Here is a 20619-nt window from a genome sequence, read left to right on the forward strand (position 1 = left end):
TGTAGGAAGTGTAGGAATTGCTTGAATGTAGACTGATAACAAATAATACTGGGATTGGAATCAGCCATTGTAGTTATGCAACGGCTCTTCTATAAACGTTCGTTGCCCAGCCAAGGGTAATCGCAAGCAGTGGTATCATAACGGCGAACGCTAGAAATACATTCTTATCCCAAATGGTGCCGCTGGCCAATACGCGAGAAGCTTCCACCACATAATACAGCGGATTTAAGTGCGCGAGAACTTGCAACCATGTCGGCCCAAAAGAAATGGGAAGTAAAACGCCTGCCAGCAACATTATCGGAAGCTGCAATCCGGTGACAACAGCGGCTAATGTACCGATATCTTTGAATAGGAGTCCTAAACTGCTGCTTACGGCAGACACGACAGCCGTCAATAGGCAAAGCAGAACCAACAAGACAGCAAGCCCGCCAATGTGAATTTGAAATCCGGCAAAGCTTGAAATAATGATGACAATAAGTGCAGGCAGCAAAAACATGACAACATCTTTCACCACGTTTCCCATTAGCAGGGAAAAGCGGCTGACCGGCGAAACCCTGAAGCGTTCAATAACCCCTGTTTGCAGCTCGTGGATGATGGTCCAGCCAATACCGGTGCCGCTGCTTAATGCAAATAAAGCCAGCAAGCCGGGAACAAAGACGTTGGCAACACCTGTTTCTCCCACGCTGGGAATCCCGCCTAGAAGAGGCGCGAACAAGGCGAGATACAATAAAGGCGTTGTGAAACCCATAAATAACCATATGGGAGAGCGGATTTGTTCCATCATTCTCCGTTTGAAAAGCAGTCCTGTCTCAGAAGCCACGTTCATGCGATTCCCTCCTTAACATCACGTAGCAGTCTTCCTGTCTGTTTAAGAAATACATCGTCAAGGGACGGCGTGGATATGGTGATCGATTGCGTTTGAATGCCTTCGGTCTCCAAGAATTCGAATACGCGGGGCAGTGTCCGAGCTCCGTCATTGGCATAAAGATAGAGATTATCGCCTTCAAGCCGGGTTTCATGGATAAAACTCAGCTTTTCCAAACGTAATTTTGCTTGTTCTGATTCCTCGTTAGAAAGTCGAATTTGAATGACATCGCCGGAGATTTGATTTTTGAGAGCAAGCGGCGTGCCCTCCGCCACGATCCTCCCGTAATCCATAATGGCAAGCCGGTCGCTTAAGGCATCCGCTTCGTCCAAGTAATGCGTAGTCAAGAAGATGGTTGTGCCGCCTTCCTGCAGCTTTCTGATTTGCTCCCATAGATTGGCGCGGTTTTGCGGATCAAGCCCGGTGGTCGGTTCATCCAGGAACAGGACTTTCGGACGGTTGATCATGCCCAGCGCGATTTCCAGCCGGCGCTTCTGCCCACCGGAATATGTCCTCACGACCCGATCAGCCAGTTCGGTTAGCTCGAAAACATCAAGCAATTCGTTGGTGCGGTTTCTCGCGTCGTGGCGGTTCATCCCGTAAAGCCTTCCGGCAAGGATCAGATTTTCGCGTCCGGTTGCTTCCATGTCCGCTCCGCCAAGCTGACCGACATAGCCGATATGCCGCCGCACCTCTTTCGGCTGGCGGACAAGGTCGTATCCGCAAATGGCCGCATTCCCTCCATCAACCGGCAAAAGTGTCGTAAGCATGCGAAGTGTCGTCGTTTTCCCGGCCCCGTTAGGACCGAGAAAACCGAAGATCTCGCCGCTCTTGACCGATAGCGTGACTCCGCGCACCGCTTCAACCGTGGATGTCCGGCCCTTTAATTTGACCGCAAAGCTCTTTCTTAGCTCGGCGATTTCAATGGCATTTGGCATACAATCAACCCTCACTTTATTTTTTCTTTTTCAATGTAATTATGGCGTTGCTTATAAGCCCCATTCCTATTCCGATGACAGCGCCGACGACAACGCCGGTTAGTGTATCGATCCAACCGCCGGCCAAAAAGTTGCCGCGCCCGCCGCTGCCGAGAAATCCGACAAGCGCCCCGATAGCAGAGCCAAGGAACAAAAAACCTGCATAGAACAGCCCAATCGCTTCGTAATCGGCCGGATCGCGGTTTTCAAAGTACCGCTCAAACCGCTCCTGCAAATCGGAAGACCTCGCGGTTTCACTGCGAAATGCAAGATCCGCCTTCGCACGTTCCAATGCCTCCCGCTCGGATAATCCTCCCGCGATCAAATCGTTCATGTAATCGCTCATGTAGATGATCATATCGTTTTGCGCTTCAAGCGATGTCTCCGAGCGGTTCTTGAACTTGGCAAGCTTTTTCAAGAGCTTGTTTTTGGCCTGGCCGGTTTTCCGCCGCAGCTTCTCCATGTAGGTCATCTCAGCTTCATCCAAATAGTGCTGGGATTGTTCCTGTGCGAATTGGTTCATTTTTTCCTGTACCTCACGACTAAAGCTCATTATTTTTCACCTCCATGTTTTCTTAACATTTGGATGCGCCCATTAAGAAAATCCCATCTCGCCCAAAAGGATGCCAGTTCCTCGAACCCACGCTCGTTGAGCGTGTAAAACTTCCTGGGGGGGCCCATTTCCGAAGGTTTTTTCGTGATGTGAACCAGCTTGTTTTTTTCCAGCCGCAACAGTAGAGCATAGACTGTCGCTTCCGCAAGCCCTTCAAATCCCATGGCGTGCAACTTTTTGGCAATCTCATATCCGTATATTTCGCCCCGGCTTATAATCTCCAGGACGATGCCGTCCAAGACGCCTTTGAGCATTTCGCTTAGATTATCCAGAATACCACCCCCACGGTACTCAACGTCGTAGGTAATCAATGTTATTGAGTACTGCTACACAATAACATAGAGTAGTGAAAATTGTCAATAAGCTTTTCAATTAAGTTGTTATTTTCAATAAGTGCTCCTCAATAATTCAATAACGCCTCTGGTACGAGGCGACCTTGTGCATGGCAAGACAGAAACATCAGAACATCTTCCTGCTTACCGGATGGCGGGTTTTCGGGTTGGGGGGGGTCTGCTGCGGAAGATATCCGAATAATAAGGAGTCCATAACAACGCATTTGATTCAGGCGGTGGTCATTCATTTTTCTGTTGGCAATCATGTGACAAAGCCCGGCCTTACGCCGGGCAATCGATTTAACTATCCATCGGTTTGCTAATCTAACTTTATTTATTAACAGCTTTCGGGGGCTGATTCGTTTAGCGGTTAATTAAATATGCTGTCAGGAACGTAATAAATTTTCTGCGTATCTTTTTTGTTTACCGGGTCTGTTACTATGGTGAAATAAACGTTGCCGTTTTTCGTCTGAACTCCTTCTATCTCTTTGAGCCCCACATTGGTAATCTTTACAAGAGCTCGGTATGCTCCGGTGTTCGACATCATCGCAATTTGCGGAGTATCGCCATGCGCGCCGCCTGATGTAAAGATTCTTGTACTGCCGAGCATGTCTACTCCTTGGAAAGATCCGTTCGGCCTGATGATTCCACTGCCCGACTGCGTGAAGCTGTAAACACAGGCGCTTTTCGCTGCCGCACTGTCCAAACGCACCTGTTTGCTGCTGTCCAGAAGCTTGTTCAGCGCTACCGTATCATAAATGGACCAAGTCACGGTTCCTTCTTTCGTCTGTACGCGGAAAATTGTATGGGTACTGTTGCCTCCGCCATCCACACGGTATGTCGTCCCTAATCTGGTACCGGTCTTATTGGCGTAATTCATATAGGTGAACCGATGAAGGTCTGTATAATCGAGTGTCGTGCCGGCTTTGTACTGCAGCCTTGCTACTTGAAGCGACCAGTTATACGTTGTTGCAGGATCCTGTTTTGAACTGAAATAGAAGTAATTCTGGCCATTGTAAGTATACATATCGAGGGTTTGGCCATGACCCGCATTGGTGATGGTCATTTTATCAACGAATGTGGCGTCTTTTCCATTGATGCGCAATCTTGAAAGATAGACCGTACCTCCAGACCGCTGAGTGACATAAATATACGTTGAAGCGATGTAAGCTTTTTGAACAACCAAGTTATGCTGAAGTCCTTTGAGATTGTAGGCGAGTGTCGCTGAAGCGCTTACCGTTTTCTGAGGAGCTGCAGCAAAGGCGGGCAAAACCGTCATTATCTGCATAATTAATGCGGCGGCCACACAAGTAAGTATTCTTAGTTGTCTTTTAGTAAGACGTAACGATTGGATTGGCAGCATCATGATTCCTCCTTAACAATGGATTTTAATATCATTGGATTGCCCCCGAAAACGTACCCAAAAATTAGAACTCTACCGTACTTCTTCAGCACAGAGAGCATGCCGGATATGCGCCATTGTCAATTAATTTTCACCTAGCAAGCCAGGGCCCTATTTTAAATCTCGATTCGAGAAATTATCGTAATAATCGGGGTTTATATAAAATAGAAAAGGGTTAGGGAGATGGCAAAAAAGTAGTAAACAATCTATGCGGTGAGAGGGACAGATTGAATAACATCGTAAAATGAAATCAACGAAAATTATACAAACCATCATTTGGGAGGTGTGGAGTAATAGTTCTGTTATCATTTAATACTTCACTGTATATGATGCGCCAATATATTAGAGGTCAAGTCAAAAGCTCCTATCATTATATTTTTAGACTATAAAAGGACGTTTGAATCACCAATGTACATGCCCGGTTGCGGAAATTCTTAATTCGAAGCCCACATATAGAAGAACTTGAGCATTTTAAGGAAGTCATAGACTACTACAGTCAATTAAGAGATAGTAAGGCTTGAAGAAGCCTGAAGAAATGCACAGGGATTATGTTTGGTGTTCCACCTAAAAAATCAGCCTGATAGTGGGAGGTAGGGAAGAAGATGTTAGCCGTCCGGAGACTGATTGCCTATGGAATTGATTTTATTATCCTTGCAATGATTCTTGTTAGCGTGCAATTAATAATTAATGTATTCACAGGGGGAGGGCTGTCCCGCTCGCTGCAAAGCGGCTGGGCCATAGAGCTGTGGGTGCTGTTAACGATGTCCGCACCTGTATGGCTTTACTTTATCTATTGTGAATATCGCACACGGCAAACGATAGGTAAAAAAATGATGAGGCTAATGCTCGAGAGGGTGGATGGACAGCCATTGAAGCTTCGGCAAACGGTGATTCGAACGCTGATCAAGCTGCTGCCGTGGGAGCTAACTCATATATTCATATTGCTGCCTGAACCTTGGTGGTCTGTTCCCGAAGCCCCCCGTATTTCGATATACCTGCCCAATATCCTCATAGTACTCTATGCTGTCTTTCTGTTCTGGACGAGAGGCAAGCGCGCACTTCATGATCTCATTCCGGGGACTCATATAGTTTCAGAATAACACGGAGCCCCAAATTACCATTCCAAGAAAACGGGAAGAGGAAATGGAAATCAACTGGAAATTCATATAGAATTAAGAGAATCATAGAAACTGGAGAGGGTGTCGAAAAGATGGGCAGTAGAAGCAGGCTTATCCGGGAAGAGGAATTGGAGAATCTTCTGCAGTTATACAAGCATCTGCATCCGGAGGACCCGGAATTGACCAGGGACGAGGAGCTGTCCAAGCATTGGCGCGACATGCTGAATGACGGAAACATGAGCATCATTGTGGTAGAGCATGAAGGACAAATCGTGGCTTCCTGCATCCTGGTGCTGGTTCGGAACCTGACTAGAAGCGCAAGACCCTATGGGTGGATAGAGAATGTGGTTACGCACAAGGAGTTTAGAAGAAGAGGGTTCGGAAGGATGGCGCTGGAGAAAGCACAGGAAATCGCGTCGTATATCAGTGGCAAACAATATCTCCCGAATTTCTAATTAAATCCACATCTGGACTTGAATTTACAGTAAAGAAAGATTTAATGGATTGGGCAGAATTTTATTATGAAGGTAAGGAAGTAGCAAGGTGGAAAATGAAAGCAACTGAATTTTTTAAAACTTATTTAGAAATTGAAGAATATTCTCCCATAAAAGAACCCGAATTCTTCATATGTCTTTTTCAATGTATTTTTTATGTTGGGGATTAGGGAAATTAACTATTTATGCATCGAATATATTTAGTTAATAATTCCGCGTTTATTGAAAAAGCCCGGGCATTCTAATGAGGTCATCAACAGCTTCCATGACAAGATAGTTTAAAGAAGCTTGAATAGCCAATGGAAGAGGAGAAAAGAAGAGAGGAAGAAGGGATGTCCTTCCTCTCTCAACGTTTATGGCAGACACGTGCTTTCGGAAACTATGGTGACTCATTGCTTTGCAGTGGAGACGGGTCGACAATTTGGCCTCGGCTGACATTCAAATACTTAAGTTTATCCGCTATTTTTACTTTTAACAAACCGGTGTCGAAGTCGGTATTCAATTCCTTGAAAAAGATCCCCTCTGTTACCGGCTCGCCCTCGACTTCCGAATTGCCGATGTGATACTGGTCCCCATTCCTGCGAACCGTGACACGGACTCCTCTCTCATGAGTGTCTGCCAATTCCTCATCCATTCGCTGAACGGCCACGATATGCAAATCAATTTCGCCTATTCGATTGAGGAGCTCATTAACGAAAGAACCGTGAATAATCTCCTGCCAACGCGTTTGGGCGGGCTGTCCGATGATCAATTGCGTAATATGATGATTCCGGGCCGTTTCGGCTATGATTTCAGAGGCTTTACGATTTTCGCTAGATTTCATAATAAAGGTTGCCCCTAGTTCTTCACATTTCGCTCTCCAGAGCGCCATATAATTCTCTTGCTCCTGATTAAGTTTATCCGGCTGCACAGGAATGACGCTTACTACAAACAGGGGGCATTGGAGATACCTGGCCAATTCACCGCCGCGGCGAATGAGCCGCTCCCCGTTCGGACCGTAATACACACAAACCATTATTTTTTCGTTGTTTTCCATTATTCGGACTCCTTTACTGTTGAAAACACGTGATATTTCTTTACTTTCCCAGGGAAGGTTCTGGGTGTAAGTCTGATCATTTCATTACCAATACCTTGCTGGACATTATAACCCAACTTTAGCAAAGAAAAAAAGGGTTAAGGATGTAATATGCTTGCGAAAATGAAAGTTTAGATTTGGTATAGTTGATCCGTAAATAGAAGCCGACTCCTTATTATCCACATTGCCATTAGGAACATCAGAAACAGGAATGACTATGAGAAATTACCAATGGATTAAGCTATAATATTACGAAAGGAAGCATTATCCATTTCAGTATAGGAAGTGACAGCGTGGTCGTTCGACGGGCGAACATTGCCGAGTGGGTTAATGATAAGGAAATCAAGATTAGTCCTAATCCGTCCGAGGAGAGCTTCCTCGCCTTTATAAAGCAGAAACGGGTATCCAAGAAGCTGATGCAGGAAATGGACATTGCAGAAGCCTTCAGCCAAACAGAATGGGTCGATCAAGAAGTCATTTTTAGGGGACGCCTCTAGGTCGCCCCAGTTAGGAGGTAGCTGTGGAATCGATCCGAGTTGCACAAGTGACAAGCCTTGATCCGGAAAGCTTGTCATCATTAGTAAAATGCAGTCAGGAAGAAGGCTTCCGCCATCTCGTTAGATTGGTCAAGGAATATGAACAAGGGGAGAATACTTTCTCCAGGCAGGGGGAAGCGCTGTTTGCGGCCATCCGGGGAGAGCAGATCGTTGGAGTGTGCGGTTTGAATCAGGACCCTTATTCGCAAGACAAAACCGGAAGAGTCCGGAGACTTTATGTGCTGCCCGAATTCAGGAGATCAGGCATTGGCAGAAAACTGACGGAGGAAGTCATAAAGGAAGCAGCCAAGCATTATAAACGGCTGGTTTTAAGAACGGATAATGAAGCAGCCGCAAAATTCTATGAAGCTCTCGGATTTATCCAAACTAATAGAATAGAGGGGAGTACCCATGTTATGAAGCTGACTCCGAACCATCCCGCGGACAAGCAAGAGACCAATGTCTTATTGGAGAGAGAAGGATGGACCCTCTATGAGGATAAATATGGTAAATTGTATTATACTCAAACGAATAACGAATCTGTAGTTATGCTTGCTAAAGATGAAGATTGCTTCATTCTTATTAAACAATTCAGGAGAGCGGTACAGTCCTCTGTCATCAAGCTTCCGGGCGGGGGTGTTAACGCAGGGGAGAGCCTGGAATCGGCAGCCAAGAGAGAATTTCTAGAGGAGACGGGGTATTCCTGCGGTGACGTTATCTATCTGGGTAAAATGTGGTCCTCTTCTTGGCGAAGCAATGAAATGACCCATGTATTCTATACAGAAGAAGTATCGCCGCCTGACTTGCAGCGGTTGGAGAACCACGAAAGCATTGAGGTTCTACGTGTAGAAGTAAAGGACTGCTTAAACCTAATTAAAGCGAATGAAATTTCAGACCCGGAACTAACCTTCGCTCTATTGCAAGTCATTTTAAGGGGAATGCTGACTGGACATGGGAGGTAGACCGCATGATTCTGGAAGTTGCCATATTGAATGTCATCCCGGAGTTGGCCGATAAATTTGAACGTAATTTTAAAATAGCCTCCGGCATCATTTCAAAAATGAAAGGCTATATCTCTCATGAGCTGCAGAAGTGTATAGAGGAAGAAAGCAAATATATTTTGCTGGTTAGATGGGAAACTCTCGAGGATCATACCGAAGGGTTTAGAGGGTCGAAGGAATACTTGGAATGGAAAGCTTTATTGCATCATTTCTATAATCCTTTTCCAGTAGTTGAGCATTATAGGGGCATCGATCTGGGATGATTAATGGGAGTGGGTCGTTAGTCAGGAGACTGACCGGTCAAAAATAAGCCTGGAGGAGAACCGTCAATCAACCGAGGATATGGCCAGGCAGTTGATGAGAATTATCGAGGATCATTACGAAACGGGTAGGCAGGTCCTTTCAATAATGTAAGAAAGTTTTTATGACAATATAAAACCATTTCCTATTTAGAACGTATTACAAATTAACAGGCACAGGGGGGATGAACCATGTTTCAAGAGACCATCTTACAGAAACGGGATCAATTTACAAAGATCTTCGATCAATTAACCCATTCAATTAGTTGGAGTGTGGATAAAAGGGTTCGAATGAGCATAACGTCACAGTTTATGTCGACTGAGCGGGATTTTGACCCTAAAGCTTACTTATACGTTATTGATTTTATAAAGAGAGAAGAAGGTTGGTTTTCATCACTTCCATATAATACACGCTACATATTAGCAGCCTTACTCATAACACAATTTGAGGACCCGTATAAAGCATACAGTGAATTAAAAGAATGCTATGAAGTATTAACGAATAATAAGTTTCGAAAAGGGCCTTATACTTATTTATCTGCGTTTTCTCTGCTAACTCATAAAAAGGAGAATGGAAATCTGGCGGAGCAGGCCCAGCGTGCAATGGAAATTTACAAAGCTATTAGAAGCAGACATTTCTTTCTAACCTCCTCTGACGATTATCCTCTATCCGTATTATTATCGCAAAGTAATCGTTCCATTGATTCATTAATGGAAGATATTGAATATTTCTATGACTTTCTAAGTAAACATGGATTTAGAAAAGGAAATGACTTACAGTTTTTATCGCATATATTAACTCAAGGGCAGCCGGAAAGAAGAGAACAGCTTGCGGAAACGACTGCTCGATACTTAGAAGCATTCCAAAGTGAAAAAGTTAAAATTAAGGGCATGCACTATCCGGCATTGGGAGTTTTAGCGCTTATAGATACACCTGAAAATACGCTCGCAGATGTAATCAAGGCATATTCACATTTTAACGAAAGCAAATTATTCCGTTGGTATAAAGACATGAGTCTGCTGGTAGCTATTCAGTTATATGTACAACAAATCATTGCAGATAATAGTGTATTATCCGTTGGGATTGCCACAAGCATCCAGACTATCCTGCAGGCGCAGCAAGCAGCAATGATAGCCGTTATATCTGCCGGCGCTGTAGCCGCAGCAAGCTCATCAAATGGAGGCGGCAATTAACTTTCCAGGTGTCGGTATAAAGAGGGATCCAAATGGCGTTCGGATCCCTTTTGAGTTTTTAGTTTTAATATATTGAGGTGAAAAATGGGACGATTCAAGTTTGAAAAATGCATGGACATAGAGGGACTTTATACTATAGAGCCTGAAGTTTTTTCAGATGAAAGAGGTTGTAATTTAGAGTCATACAATTTGAAAGATTTTAAAGATTCCTCAGAAACCTACGTTGGCTTGATTTTAAAATGCACGTATACACGTTTCATAGACGCTATTTCAATTACAGTGTTGTGAGTTCTGAAATTTTAACAAAGGCCCACAAAAACTGTGTTGGAAAAAATATGAAAGAATTCGCCATGCTTAAAACGGTGTGATTATGTTGCCAATGGAGGAATAGGCAGATGTCCTACATCAGACTGGGCTACGCCCTCTGGCAAGTAAAAGTATTGATTAAAACGACTTGTTAGTACCAAATTGTATACTAGAGAAGGAAACGACTATACGGTAGTTATTGAAAAACAGTATGAAGAATTTCTACTTTCAATGAAGCAGGGTCATAGCTTTTTGCCTATTTTGGGTGGTGTGGCTAATATTGCATTTAGCGGGGAACGCACACTGAATTATGCGGTTCAAATAATAGATGTTATTAAATCCACGGATACAATACAATAATCAATTCCACTCCACTTCCCTACGACGGATAACGGATAGTTCATATTTCAAGGAAAGAGCATCTCAGGCTTGGTGCCCACTACCCGTTTGAGGGTGGCTCTAACACGGTGGTTCAAATCATTACCAAAGTCCAGACAGCGGTGAGGGAGGCAAGAATATCGCACAAATGTGGATGAGATTTTGTCAAAGGGGAAAGAGATATCTTAATGTGCCAGTGGGAAGTTTCATACACACTTCATATACATATCGAACCGCGATAATGATGGCATCTAGGAAAAAGACGATATACCATGTCGGGCCTTATGTATTTAGACGATGGATTGTGTAGAATATTTGTGTAAATTTAAGATCGATGTCACGTGTTACGTAGATTTAGCCATTTTCCGGATACTCAAAGACTCTCTATATGGAATGGTAGTTAACGCTTCAAAAAATAAGCTAGAAGAGCTAATATAGCGTAACAAGTAGCAAAGGAGATAAAAAGGGTCAATACAATATACTTCCAATTTGGGCGGTGAAAATTACTTTTTTTTATTTCTTTTAGTTGCCGTTCAACTTCACTTACTCTATTTTTAAGTTCATCAATCATTTTTTCGTTGTCCATCCCTTATTTCTCCTTTCTTTTAGGTGCTATATAGTGCGATTTGGACTATTTTTGTTGTATCCATAAAATTTAAAAGTGTAAGTTCATCGCGTATTAGAAACTATACTAAAATTTCTAAATTGAATAGGTTCTTAAAGAAATATTATAACAGAATATTACTTCTTTATGGAGGGGTTTTGATCTGGCGAGACTAAATAATGCGATACGAGTAAATTTTCGTTTAAGTTTCGAAATATTTTTGAAAAAAAGAGATATTATTTCTTCGCCCTTGCGTTAGGATTCATTTAAACAACACGGAAAAAAAGGGTAAGGCGTAATCAGATACAAATAGCCTTGTTATAAGACTTGCGGTAACGGAAAAAAGTAAGATTAGCGCACGCATTCCTATAGTTTCATTTAACTTGGCGAGTATTTGCTAACGTCGAAATAATTATAATTTACTTTCCCAAGTGGCTGCGGGTTTATCTGTATTTATGTCACAGAAACTAATAATGGGTAGAGTGCAGCATTATAGATTAATCGAATGCATCTCATATCATAAGTATTGAGGGATAAACAAACACTATCAATTATAAATTTAGCGGAACTAATTTCTTTTTGTTAATCTTGTAAATTGTAAATATATGTGATATATTGGTAGAAATTGATAGGGTGTTTGGTAAAAAAGTGGAATGTCTTTGCTTAAGATTGGTGTTTTGTTCCGTTTATTTTCTCAGCCTACATAGGTGTCCATCCTTATCCAATTTAAGCAAAGAGTCAAACAACAAGATCAGTCATCTTTTTTAAGGTTCATCCAGCCTATTGCGAAGATAAACCAAAAAAATGAAGGGACTGATGAATTGTGAAAAAAACAATCTCGTTTTTGCTAGTTCTAGCGATGTTTATGGCGGTTACTACACCCGCTAGCGCATCCGCTTCTACAGATCGATTGACTGTCGAAAAGTTCCAAAACCACTTGGAGCAGGTATCGAAAAATGATGCAAAAGCGCTAGAGGAACTAGAAAAATTTAATCGTATGTCAAATATCGAAAAATCGAAATTAATTGCGCTTCTTAACGATGGAGAGCTCATGAACAAAGTCATTAAGGAGGCATCTTCAGATATAATAAACTCTCCCAAAGAAAAAAGTTTTCATAACGGTGATATAAAAATTACGAAAACGATCACCAGCACTTTAAATGGCAATCAATCGTATACAAAAGAAATTAGCACATATGGATTGAACCTTACTTCCTTAACATTAACAGTATACTTTAAATATGATCCTTCGAATTCGGTAGTAACAGAAACACTTAGTGCAAATAACACCCACTGGAACATCAATCCCGGTCTGGTTATCACTAACGAAGCCAATGATCATTTTGTTAATGGAACTTTAGCCCAAGCTTGGGGAAATTATAACTTTTACGTTACTGCAAGTGGCGGGTTTTTTAATTATACTGTTACTCTGAATATCCAATGCGATAATGAAGACGTATCGGGGTGGCTTGAATCATAATTAATGCTTCCTCGCTATAGTGGATGCCTGATGTCTGCTTAATAGAGAAATGGTCAATACTGCCGAGTAAGAACGTTAATAGGGTGGGAATGACCATGTGGACCTCATTAAGCAGCAAGGATAACATGATTCACGAAATGTTTAAGGTAGCGCTCCAACTGGAGGAGCCTTGGAAATTCATGCATGTTGAGTTCGACGATCAAGAAGAGGCCTGGCATTTGTTTATCGACTTCGAACGCGGAGCAACCTTTGCATGTCCGGTCTGCGGCGCCGAGAGCAAAGCCTATGACGCCGAAATGAAAAAATGGCGTCACCTGGATTTTTGGAATTGGAAAACGTACATGCATGCGCGAGTGCCGAGAACCAATTGCAGAGCGTGCAAAAAAGTGACGCAGGTACCGGTCAAATGGTCACGACCGCTGTCTCACTTTACTTTGCAGTTCGAAGCTTGGGCCATGCGGCTGATGGCGGAAATGCCGGTGAATGCAGCGGCACGGGAGCTGCGGGAGCATGACACACGAATGTGGCGTATCTTCCACCATTACGTCGGGAAAGCCATGGATGAACTCGATCTGACCCGCGTGAAACAGATTGCGATCGACGAAACCTCCTCCCGCCGCGGTCATCGGTACATCACTTTGTTTGTGGATGCTGAAGCGAAAACAGTTCTGTTTGCAACTGAGGGCAAAGGAATGGATACCCTCGAACGCTTCAAGGAACACCTGAGCGCTAAAGGAGCCTCTGCCGGGCAAATCGAGGACGTATGCTGTGACATGTCCCCTGCATATATCCGGGGGATTCAGGATTACTTTCCCCAAGCGGAAATCACCTTTGATAAATTTCATGTCATGAAGTTAGTGAACGAAGCCGTTGACGATGTGCGAATCCAGGAACAAAAACAAGCGCCGGAGTTGAAGATACGAAGTACATCTGGCTGAAGAACGAATCCAACCTCAAAAGCGGGCAAAAAGAAACGTTGGCGCGGCTGAAGGATAGCAATCTGCAGACCGGGCGTGCCTATCGCTTGAAGCTGGCGATGCAGGAGTTTTGGACCACACCGCATATCTTCGCGGACGTCTACCTTCGGGAATGGATGGTTTGGGCGCTCCGCTCTCAACTCACGCCGATGGTTGAACTGGCAAAGACGATCAAGAAGCACGAGGAAGGCATCTTGAGATGGTTTCACAGTAAAATGACCAACGGCTTGCTGGAAGGCATAAACGGTTTGGTGCAGGCGGCCAAGCGCCGGGCGCGTGGTTACCGCAATGTTGAAAACCTTATCGCGATGGTGTACATGACGGCAAACAAACTGCGTATGCCGGTGCTCGGAGCACGCCGGGCACACTAACCCTTACCGCCTTGTGACCCCGCCTCATAGGCAGAAGGAGCGGTCAAGCGAACTCCTTGACGGCTTCTTCTGCCTATGAGATGCTCCAAGCAAGAGGAAGGGTTATCAATCTATTTAAGAGGCTTCTACCCACCGAGTAGAGCGAAGAGCCTAATTAATTAGACCCTATCAATTGGATACACCTATAGTAAGGCTACCGAAAAGGCTGTCCAATAGGTCGTTAACGAACGACTTTGCGAGATAGCCTTTTCTTTAAGTACTACCAGAATAAGGTTGTTTTTTGAGTGTGAACAGTATATTTCCAAAATAAACTTGTTAAACGCATTCAAGATAGGGGAGAATTGTTAGATGATCCTGCCATCACGACCGCTATTCTTGATCGTATCTTACATAAAAGTGAGATCATACATTTAAGTTGGGACGGCTTCCGGCTTAAACACAGAGAAACTATATTTGGAAATGCCTAGTTGTTGAAAGTTATTTAGCGAAAACTGCTCAAAAGTACATGACGGTTACAACTTCCTATATTAATTGATTTCTGCCGGCACTATTTGTATACTTAATCGTAGTAAACGATTTCTAAAAATGAGGGAATACGATGAAAAAACCGACAACGATTCACGACATAGCGAGGAAGGCGAATGTTTCTTCCGCGACGGTTTCGCGGGTACTCAGTAACAGCGATTATCCGGTAAGCAAAGCTTTGCAGGAGAAGATTCGCCGCATTGCCGCGGAAATGAACTACATTCCGAATCTGCTGGGCAAACAGTTGAAAAAAAACGTAAGCATGACCATCGGGGTCATTGTTCCGTCGATTATAAATCCTTTCTATTCTTCGGTCGTCTTCGGCATCGAAGAAATAGCAAGGGAGAACCATTATACAGTTGTTACTTGCAATTCGCTGCAGGACCCGACGCTTGAGGATGAATATATCCGCACCATCATGGAGAAGCAGATCAAGGGACTCATTATTTCCTCCATCTCCAAGGATAAATCCCTGCTCAAAAACTCCATACAGATGGGATTGAATGTCATTGCGATAGACCAGACCATCGAGGAAGAGGGCGTTTCGCAAATTAAATTCGATTATCGTAAGGGCGGATATATGGCGACGAAACATTTGCTGTCCAAAGGCCACAGCCGCATTGGCTATGTAACGTCCAGACTGGACAGGCCAAGCCGGCAAAGCATCTGTCAAGGCTATCTGTATGCGATGAAAGAAGCGAAACTCGAGCCGATCGTGGAAGAATCCAAGTCGGAGGAACTGTATAACGCTGTTTTCGACTTTGACACCGGCAAGAAACTGGCTAACAAGCTGCTCGCGGCGCCAGACCGGCCGACGGCCATATTCGCTTGCAACGACATGATGGCTTTCGGAGTGATCAACGAGCTTTCCCAGCAAGGTGTAAAGGTGCCTGAAGATATATCTGTGATGGGATTTGACGGGATCGATTTCGGCCTTATGATCCACCCTCCGCTGACGACGATCAAACAACCGGATTACGATATGGGAAAACTTGCTTGCCGGCTGTTGCTGGATAAAATAAACGGCGAAGACAGCCCGACGTTCGACGTGATGCTGCAGCCTAAGCTGCTGGAACGAAATTCAGTTTTACCGATAAGCGAGCGCGTTTAGTGATAATGCGCCGACTATAAGATTCTCTAAGGGGTGAGGTATCGTTGTCAATAAAGAAATCGATTGCTTAGCTGTTATGAAATTACTAATTAGAACCGCCATTCCGTTTGCACGGCACCAGCAGACGGTGAAAATAGACGGATTTTCAAGGTAGATAAGTGTAAATACACGAGAAAATTGTTTTTTGGTGGCGATTTTGGGAAGGAAATTGTTTACATTATTACCACACGCAAAACAAAGAGGGTCCTATTGGCATAAAAAGCTACCTCAAATACCGGGTTATTCATCTTCGAGAAGGCTCCGTTAGGAGCTTTTTTTACCACATAGGAATCTGTAAGTTCTTTACAGTGTTAATATGATACAGAACGAAGATTTCTATTGGCATAAAAAGCTACCTTTAATACCGGGTTATTCATCTTCGAGAAGGCTCCGTTAGGAGCTTTTTTTACTACTAGTCAAAGTAAACCGAAAATGTTATACTCTCTATAGTAATCGATTACTATAAATTAAACATGACGTGGGGGCAGATTGAATTTTATTGATTTGTTTATGCCGGTGTATTTTTAAAAGAAGGAGTGAATTTCATTGAAGAGAAGGCTTAGTTATCTTGCTTTTTTGTTAGCGCTTTTATTGGTTGTTTCAGCTTGTTCCTCATCTGGCGGCGACAGCGGAAACAACAATGCTTCAGAAAATCCCGAAAACGGTTCCGTTTCGGGTGAAGGAAACAAAGAACAGCCGAAAGACAAAGTAAAGCTGAAAATCGGATTACCTGGCAGCTATGAAGTGACGAACAAAGAGATTATCGACAAGTTTATCGAGACGCACCCGCATATTGACGTGCAAATTCAGGAAGCGCCGTGGGGCGACTTCACTTCCAAGATTGCGGCGCAAATTGCCGGAAACACGATGCCTGACGTCTGGTTCCAGGAAAACGCCACGATTCTCGGCTATGGCAAGAGAGGTGTGGCGGAAGATCTGGCACCGTACATTGAACGCGATTTGAATGAGGACGATTACATCGACGGCTTGTTCTCGGCGAAAACGCCTGAAGGCCAAGTGTGGGGAGTACCGCACGGCATTAACCCAATCGCGCTGGCTTACAACAAGGACGCATTTGAAAAAGCGAATGTCGAGCTACCGACGGACGATTGGACATACGAAGATTTGATCGAGGCCGCCAAGAAGTTGACGGTTAAAGACGGAAACGATACGAGCCAATACGGATTCATCGGTTCTTTCTCGATTACGAACGGCTGGTTCCCGTGGATCAAGCAAGCCGGAGGATCGGCGTTGGACAGTACGATGACGAAGTCGATGTTCGACGATCCGAAGACTATCCAGGGCTTGGGGCAATTGAAGGATGGCATTGATCAAGGATACTTTACTCATATCGATTATGTCAGCGCTAACGGCGGGGAGCTTGAAGTATTCGCCGGTGGCAAGGCGGCGATGTATTTCATGCAGTACAGCTTACAGGTGAACATGAACGACAGCTTCCCGGATGCGAACTGGGACGTCGTCAAAATTCCGAAGGCGGTGGACGGTAAGCGTTATGTGCCGATGGTCGCCAACTCGTGGCTCATTTCCTCCAGAGCTTCGCAGGAAGCGAAGGACGCGGCGTGGGAATTTCTGGAGTTTTATCTTGGAGACGAATCGCAGAAGATCGTAGCGGAGAGCGGTTCTGCCCTACCGGTAAAAAAATCGGCATACGATGTTCTGGAACAGAGTACGACGAAGCCGTCGAATAAGAAAGCGTTCACAGAAGGGATTGCCGAAGGCGGAGTGACGCTGGACGAGAACGCGTCCTGGAGTGAATGGCGTATAGTTGTGCAGCAAGTCGTGAACGAAATCGTCAAAGGGAACGTTGATGTGGAAGAAGGAGCCAAGGAAATTCACCAGAAAGTGCAGGAAGTGTTGGACGCCAATTCGTAGGCCCGGTTCATTGCAACCTGAGAGGTGTGGCCTTGCTGCCGCACCTCTCGGCCATAGAAAGGTAGGTAACCGTATGCACAAACAAGGATACTGGGGATATATATTCACATTACCATTCGTGTTGAACGTACTCGTATTCCTTTTGTTTCCGATCGTCTTTTCAAGCTACATATCGTTTACGCAATGGGATTTGTTCAACCCGCCGAAGTGGATCGGGCTGGACAACTGGATAAATACGTTGAATAAACGGGAATTTTGGGTAGCGATTCGCAATGTCTTTGTTTTTGCGCTCATCTTTGTTCCGCTTCAAACCTTGATGGCCTTTGTTATCGCTTTTTTATTAAATCAAGCGATCCGCGCCAAAGCCTTGTTCCGTCTCATGTATTTCTTGCCGGTCGTAACCCCGTGGATTGCCGGCGGCGTAGTATGGGTGTGGATGTTCAACTATCAGTATGGCGTCATTAATTGGTTCCTTGGTCTGTTCCATATCGATCCGATCCGCTGGATTGACAATAAGTCCTGGCTCGTCGTGATGGCCAGCATTGCTATAGTGAACGTTTGGAAAGGGGTCGGGCAATCGATGATCATTTTACTTGCGGGCATGCAGAACGTGCCCAAAGAAGTGCTCGAATCGGCGCAAATCGACGGAGCTTCCGGCTGGAAGCAGCTTACGCATATCGTGTTTCCCATCGTGACGCCGATGGTCTATTTGGTCATGATTTTATCTACGATATCGGCTTTTCAGGCGTTCGACGTGTTCCTGGGCTTGTTTGGCAGCATTACGACAGGCATCCCTGAACGGAACATGGTTCCGAACCTCCTCATATACCGCGACGCCTTCCTGCTGTTCAAGATGGGGCCGGCTTCGTCTATGGCATGGCTGCTGTTTATAATCATTCTGGCGTTCACGCTGTTCCAAAAGTATTTTGAGAAAAAGTGGGTGCATTATGACTAAAACTACACCTCGTCCACTTAAGATAGCGGTTTATTTGCTGCTGATTGCAGGTTCTGTTTTCATGGTGTTTCCCTTTATATGGATGATTTCGACTTCGCTTAAAACCGTCGGCGCTATCGCACAGATGCCACCGCAGCTCATTCCGAATCCAATCAACTTCGACAATTATGTAACGATATGGAATAAAGTCAATTTCGGACGATACACGCTGAACAGCTTTTTCATCGTTGTGCTGGACATGATAGGCTCCTTGCTGTCATGCTCTCTCGTTGCGTTCGGACTCGCTATGTACAAATTTAAACTAAAAGGTCCGATCTATATCGTCATGCTGGCGACCTTGATGGTTCCGGGCCAGGTTACGATGATTCCGACCTATTTCATATGGAAGGAATTCAATGCGCTCAATTCGTACTACCCGTTAATCGTGCCAAGCTTTCTTGCGGGGGCATTCGGCATTTTCCTGATGCATCAATACATCAAGTCGCTGCCTAAAGAGCTGTACGAATCTGCGGTGATCGACGGCTGCAGTCCGCCAGGCATCTTTTTCAAAATCTACCTACCGTTGTGCAAACCGGCACTGGCAGCGCTGGGAGTGTTTACGTTCATGGGCGCTTGGAACAATACGCTCGGTCCGTTAATTTATTTGCAGGAAAAGTCTTTGTACACTTTGCCGCTCGGATTGCTCTATTTGAAATCGGAAAACGTGAACCAGGCTTTGATGATGGCGGGGGCCGTCATTACTACGCTGCCGGTCGTCCTCGTCTATTTGTTCGCGCAGAAGCAGTTCGTGCAAGGTATCGCCTCATCAGGGCTAAAAGGTTAAAGTCAGGAGATGTTATTGGATGAAAAAATATGTGCTTGTCGGCGCCGGTTCCCGGGCTCTATATATGTTCGCCAAACCGATGTCATTGCAGTGGAGGCATCATGTCGAGTTTAAAGGCGTATATGATATCAATAAAATACGCGCGAAACTGCTGAGCAAGGAATGCGGCGGAGTGCCGGTTTATGGCGATTTTCACGAGATGCTGGAGGAAGCCAGGCCCGACGTCGTTATCGTCGCTAGCTCGGACAACACTCATCACATTTATATTGTTGAGGCGCTTCGGGCCGGCTGCGACGTCATTTCAGAGAAGCCGATGACGATTGACGAGGACAAATGCAGAGAAATCTTGAAAGCGGAACGGGAAAGCGGAAGAAAGGTTACCGTCACGTTCAATTTACGGTTTGCTCCTTATTTTGCCAAAGTGAAGCAGCTGCTGCATGAAGGCGCGATTGGCGACGTCCATCACGTTCATCTCGAATGGTTTCTGGACCGAACTCATGGTGCGGACTACTTCCGCAGATGGCATGCCGAGATGAAAAATAGCGGCGGCCTGCTGGTGCACAAGTCGACGCATCATTTCGATATCGTCAATTGGTGGGTGAACGGCCGTCCTGTTCAATTGCAGGCGTTCGGGGCGCGAAGGGTGTACGGCGATCAGGGCCGCAAGAAGGGCGAAAGGTGCCTGACTTGTGAATATAAATCATCGTGCGAATATTACAAAGACATTACCGCCGACCCGTTCATGGAGCAATATTACCGTCAGGCCGAACAGGAAGACGGGTATTGGCGCGACCGCTGCCTGTTTGACGACTGCATCGACATCTACGATACGATGGCGGTCAATGTGCAGTACGATAACAGTGCGCTGCTGAACTATTCGCTCGTGGCCTACAGCCCGTATGAAGGTTGGCGCGCAACCGTGAACGGCAGCGAGGGCCGGCTTGAGCTGGGAGAAATTTATACCAGCGCCGATATGCAGCAAACGGACAGCAACCTAATCAAGTTATATAAGCCGGGTGGCCGTGCGGAACATATCGAAGTAGCCGCGGCCTCGGGCGGCCATGGCGGCGGGGATGCCAGACTGCTGCAAGCGCTGTTCGAGGGCGGAATCGACGATCCGCTCGGGCAGCAGGCGGACAGTCTTGCGGGAGCAGCTTCGCTGCTCATCGGTGCTACGGCGAACAGGTCGATCGCCGAAGGCCGGGCACTGCAAATTCCCGATGGTTCCCTCATGCGGTGAATCGTCGGAGG

At 45.1% G+C, this 20619-nt stretch carries 20 protein-coding genes and 2 pseudogenes; 15 read left to right on the forward strand and 7 right to left on the reverse strand.

Annotation, left to right across the window (positions count from 1 at the left end; all coding sequences use genetic code 11):
- Positions 1 to 73 precede the first annotated feature (73 nt).
- The 5 genes from ACTHRH_RS23615 to ACTHRH_RS23635 all read right to left on the reverse strand — a co-directional run bounded on the left by ACTHRH_RS23615 (position 74) and on the right by ACTHRH_RS23635 (position 4150).
- Entirely contained in the window at positions 74 to 826 is a 753-nt protein-coding gene (locus ACTHRH_RS23615; protein WP_144937889.1) for an ABC transporter permease, read from the reverse strand.
- The gene (locus ACTHRH_RS23620; protein ID WP_440417908.1) at positions 823 to 1803 is read right to left on the reverse strand and encodes an ATP-binding cassette domain-containing protein; all 981 of its coding nucleotides are present in this window, start codon (positions 1801 to 1803) and stop codon (positions 823 to 825) included. The genes ACTHRH_RS23615 and ACTHRH_RS23620 overlap by 4 nt, the downstream gene beginning before the upstream one ends.
- 16 nt (positions 1804 to 1819) lie before the next feature.
- On the reverse strand, positions 1820 to 2395 hold the full coding sequence (locus tag ACTHRH_RS23625; protein WP_144937883.1) for a hypothetical protein: 576 nt from the start codon (positions 2393 to 2395) through the stop codon (positions 1820 to 1822).
- Positions 2395 to 2709: a PadR family transcriptional regulator gene (locus tag ACTHRH_RS23630; RefSeq protein ID WP_379286765.1), complete on the reverse strand. Its 315-nt coding sequence runs from the start codon at positions 2707 to 2709 to the stop codon at positions 2395 to 2397. Before ACTHRH_RS23630 ends, ACTHRH_RS23625 begins: the two co-directional genes overlap by 1 nt.
- A 448-nt stretch (positions 2710 to 3157) precedes the next feature.
- On the reverse strand, positions 3158 to 4150 hold the full coding sequence (locus ACTHRH_RS23635; protein WP_144937880.1) for a phage baseplate protein: 993 nt from the start codon (positions 4148 to 4150) through the stop codon (positions 3158 to 3160).
- Positions 4151 to 4791: 641 nt separating this feature from the next.
- Here ACTHRH_RS23635 and ACTHRH_RS23640 point away from each other — a divergent pair.
- From ACTHRH_RS23640 to ACTHRH_RS23650, 3 genes are all read left to right on the forward strand, one after another.
- Positions 4792 to 5289 carry an RDD family protein gene (locus ACTHRH_RS23640; protein ID WP_144937874.1) on the forward strand — a complete coding sequence of 166 codons (498 nt, stop codon included), beginning with the start codon at positions 4792 to 4794 and terminating at the stop codon, positions 5287 to 5289.
- A 110-nt stretch (positions 5290 to 5399) separates the two neighbouring features.
- Positions 5400 to 5762 carry a GNAT family N-acetyltransferase gene (locus ACTHRH_RS23645; protein ID WP_440417911.1) on the forward strand — a complete coding sequence of 121 codons (363 nt, stop codon included), beginning with the start codon at positions 5400 to 5402 and terminating at the stop codon, positions 5760 to 5762.
- Entirely contained in the window at positions 5762 to 5971 is a 210-nt protein-coding gene (locus tag ACTHRH_RS23650) for a tubby C-terminal domain-like protein (protein WP_440417930.1), read from the forward strand. Before ACTHRH_RS23645 ends, ACTHRH_RS23650 begins: the two co-directional genes overlap by 1 nt.
- Before the next feature lie 209 nt (positions 5972 to 6180).
- Here ACTHRH_RS23650 and ACTHRH_RS23655 read toward each other — a convergent pair whose 3' ends face one another.
- A complete protein-coding gene (locus tag ACTHRH_RS23655; RefSeq protein WP_144937868.1) occupies positions 6181 to 6837 on the reverse strand; it encodes a universal stress protein in 657 nt (218 codons plus the stop codon).
- 332 nt (positions 6838 to 7169) lie between these two features.
- Here ACTHRH_RS23655 and ACTHRH_RS23660 point away from each other — a divergent pair, with 332 nt between their 5' ends.
- The 4 genes from ACTHRH_RS23660 to ACTHRH_RS23675 all read left to right on the forward strand — a co-directional run bounded on the left by ACTHRH_RS23660 (position 7170) and on the right by ACTHRH_RS23675 (position 9906).
- Positions 7170 to 7373 carry a hypothetical protein gene (locus ACTHRH_RS23660; protein WP_379286732.1) on the forward strand — a complete coding sequence of 68 codons (204 nt, stop codon included), beginning with the start codon at positions 7170 to 7172 and terminating at the stop codon, positions 7371 to 7373.
- 23 nt (positions 7374 to 7396) lie between these two features.
- The gene (locus ACTHRH_RS23665) at positions 7397 to 8374 is read left to right on the forward strand and encodes a GNAT family N-acetyltransferase (protein WP_440417913.1); all 978 of its coding nucleotides are present in this window, start codon (positions 7397 to 7399) and stop codon (positions 8372 to 8374) included.
- Positions 8375 to 8379: 5 nt separating this feature from the next.
- Positions 8380 to 8676 (forward strand): antibiotic biosynthesis monooxygenase family protein, encoded by a 297-nt coding sequence (locus ACTHRH_RS23670; RefSeq protein WP_440417915.1) that lies wholly within the window; start codon positions 8380 to 8382, stop codon positions 8674 to 8676.
- A gap of 228 nt (positions 8677 to 8904) precedes the next feature.
- The gene (locus tag ACTHRH_RS23675) at positions 8905 to 9906 is read left to right on the forward strand and encodes a DUF4003 family protein (RefSeq protein ID WP_440417917.1); all 1002 of its coding nucleotides are present in this window, start codon (positions 8905 to 8907) and stop codon (positions 9904 to 9906) included.
- 1084 nt (positions 9907 to 10990) lie between these two features.
- Here ACTHRH_RS23675 and ACTHRH_RS23680 read toward each other — a convergent pair.
- Positions 10991 to 11176: a hypothetical protein gene (locus ACTHRH_RS23680; protein WP_379287757.1), complete on the reverse strand. Its 186-nt coding sequence runs from the start codon at positions 11174 to 11176 to the stop codon at positions 10991 to 10993.
- 841 nt (positions 11177 to 12017) lie between these two features.
- On the opposite strand from ACTHRH_RS23680, the gene ACTHRH_RS23685 reads away from it, so the two are divergent.
- The 8 genes and pseudogenes from ACTHRH_RS23685 (at position 12018) to ACTHRH_RS23720 (ending at position 20608) form a co-directional block, all read left to right on the forward strand.
- Positions 12018 to 12674, forward strand: a complete 657-nt coding sequence (locus tag ACTHRH_RS23685) for a hypothetical protein (RefSeq protein WP_379287755.1) — start codon at positions 12018 to 12020, stop codon at positions 12672 to 12674.
- A 179-nt stretch (positions 12675 to 12853) separates the two neighbouring features.
- Positions 12854 to 14022: pseudogene (locus tag ACTHRH_RS23690) on the forward strand (ISL3 family transposase).
- 326 nt (positions 14023 to 14348) lie between these two features.
- A pseudogene (locus tag ACTHRH_RS23695) lies at positions 14349 to 14489 on the forward strand (ATP-binding protein); the annotation flags it as partial.
- Positions 14490 to 14620: 131 nt separating this feature from the next.
- Positions 14621 to 15658: a LacI family DNA-binding transcriptional regulator gene (locus tag ACTHRH_RS23700; RefSeq protein WP_144937849.1), complete on the forward strand. Its 1038-nt coding sequence runs from the start codon at positions 14621 to 14623 to the stop codon at positions 15656 to 15658.
- A gap of 585 nt (positions 15659 to 16243) precedes the next feature.
- Positions 16244 to 17590 (forward strand): ABC transporter substrate-binding protein, encoded by a 1347-nt coding sequence (locus tag ACTHRH_RS23705; protein WP_440417920.1) that lies wholly within the window; start codon positions 16244 to 16246, stop codon positions 17588 to 17590.
- 73 nt (positions 17591 to 17663) lie between these two features.
- Entirely contained in the window at positions 17664 to 18545 is an 882-nt protein-coding gene (locus ACTHRH_RS23710; RefSeq protein ID WP_144937843.1) for a carbohydrate ABC transporter permease, read from the forward strand.
- The gene (locus ACTHRH_RS23715; protein WP_379287746.1) at positions 18538 to 19368 is read left to right on the forward strand and encodes a carbohydrate ABC transporter permease; all 831 of its coding nucleotides are present in this window, start codon (positions 18538 to 18540) and stop codon (positions 19366 to 19368) included. Before ACTHRH_RS23710 ends, ACTHRH_RS23715 begins: the two co-directional genes overlap by 8 nt.
- A gap of 19 nt (positions 19369 to 19387) precedes the next feature.
- A complete protein-coding gene (locus tag ACTHRH_RS23720; RefSeq protein WP_144937837.1) occupies positions 19388 to 20608 on the forward strand; it encodes a Gfo/Idh/MocA family protein in 1221 nt (406 codons plus the stop codon).
- Positions 20609 to 20619: the final 11 nt, after the last annotated feature.

Origin of the sequence: Paenibacillus sp. SAFN-117 (assembly GCF_051966115.1) — a bacterium.
GTDB classification, from domain to species: domain Bacteria; phylum Bacillota; class Bacilli; order Paenibacillales; family NBRC-103111; genus Paenibacillus_L; species Paenibacillus_L residui.

Coding starts and splice junctions, on each gene's coding strand:
- ACTHRH_RS23675 (WP_440417917.1), top strand. CDS start 8,905: ATGTTTCAAGAGACCATCTTACAGAAACGGGATCAATTTACAAAGATC.
- ACTHRH_RS23625 (WP_144937883.1), bottom strand. CDS start 2,395: ATGAGCTTTAGTCGTGAGGTACAGGAAAAAATGAACCAATTCGCACAG.
- ACTHRH_RS23640 (WP_144937874.1), top strand. CDS start 4,792: ATGTTAGCCGTCCGGAGACTGATTGCCTATGGAATTGATTTTATTATC.
- ACTHRH_RS23670 (WP_440417915.1), top strand. CDS start 8,380: ATGATTCTGGAAGTTGCCATATTGAATGTCATCCCGGAGTTGGCCGAT.
- ACTHRH_RS23615 (WP_144937889.1), bottom strand. CDS start 826: ATGAACGTGGCTTCTGAGACAGGACTGCTTTTCAAACGGAGAATGATG.
- ACTHRH_RS23630 (WP_379286765.1), bottom strand. CDS start 2,709: ATGCTCAAAGGCGTCTTGGACGGCATCGTCCTGGAGATTATAAGCCGG.
- ACTHRH_RS23645 (WP_440417911.1), top strand. CDS start 5,400: ATGGGCAGTAGAAGCAGGCTTATCCGGGAAGAGGAATTGGAGAATCTT.
- ACTHRH_RS23635 (WP_144937880.1), bottom strand. CDS start 4,150: ATGCTGCCAATCCAATCGTTACGTCTTACTAAAAGACAACTAAGAATA.
- ACTHRH_RS23720 (WP_144937837.1), top strand. CDS start 19,388: ATGAAAAAATATGTGCTTGTCGGCGCCGGTTCCCGGGCTCTATATATG.
- ACTHRH_RS23700 (WP_144937849.1), top strand. CDS start 14,621: ATGAAAAAACCGACAACGATTCACGACATAGCGAGGAAGGCGAATGTT.
- ACTHRH_RS23655 (WP_144937868.1), bottom strand. CDS start 6,837: ATGGAAAACAACGAAAAAATAATGGTTTGTGTGTATTACGGTCCGAAC.
- ACTHRH_RS23715 (WP_379287746.1), top strand. CDS start 18,538: ATGACTAAAACTACACCTCGTCCACTTAAGATAGCGGTTTATTTGCTG.
- ACTHRH_RS23620 (WP_440417908.1), bottom strand. CDS start 1,803: ATGCCAAATGCCATTGAAATCGCCGAGCTAAGAAAGAGCTTTGCGGTC.
- ACTHRH_RS23680 (WP_379287757.1), bottom strand. CDS start 11,176: ATGGACAACGAAAAAATGATTGATGAACTTAAAAATAGAGTAAGTGAA.
- ACTHRH_RS23710 (WP_144937843.1), top strand. CDS start 17,664: ATGCACAAACAAGGATACTGGGGATATATATTCACATTACCATTCGTG.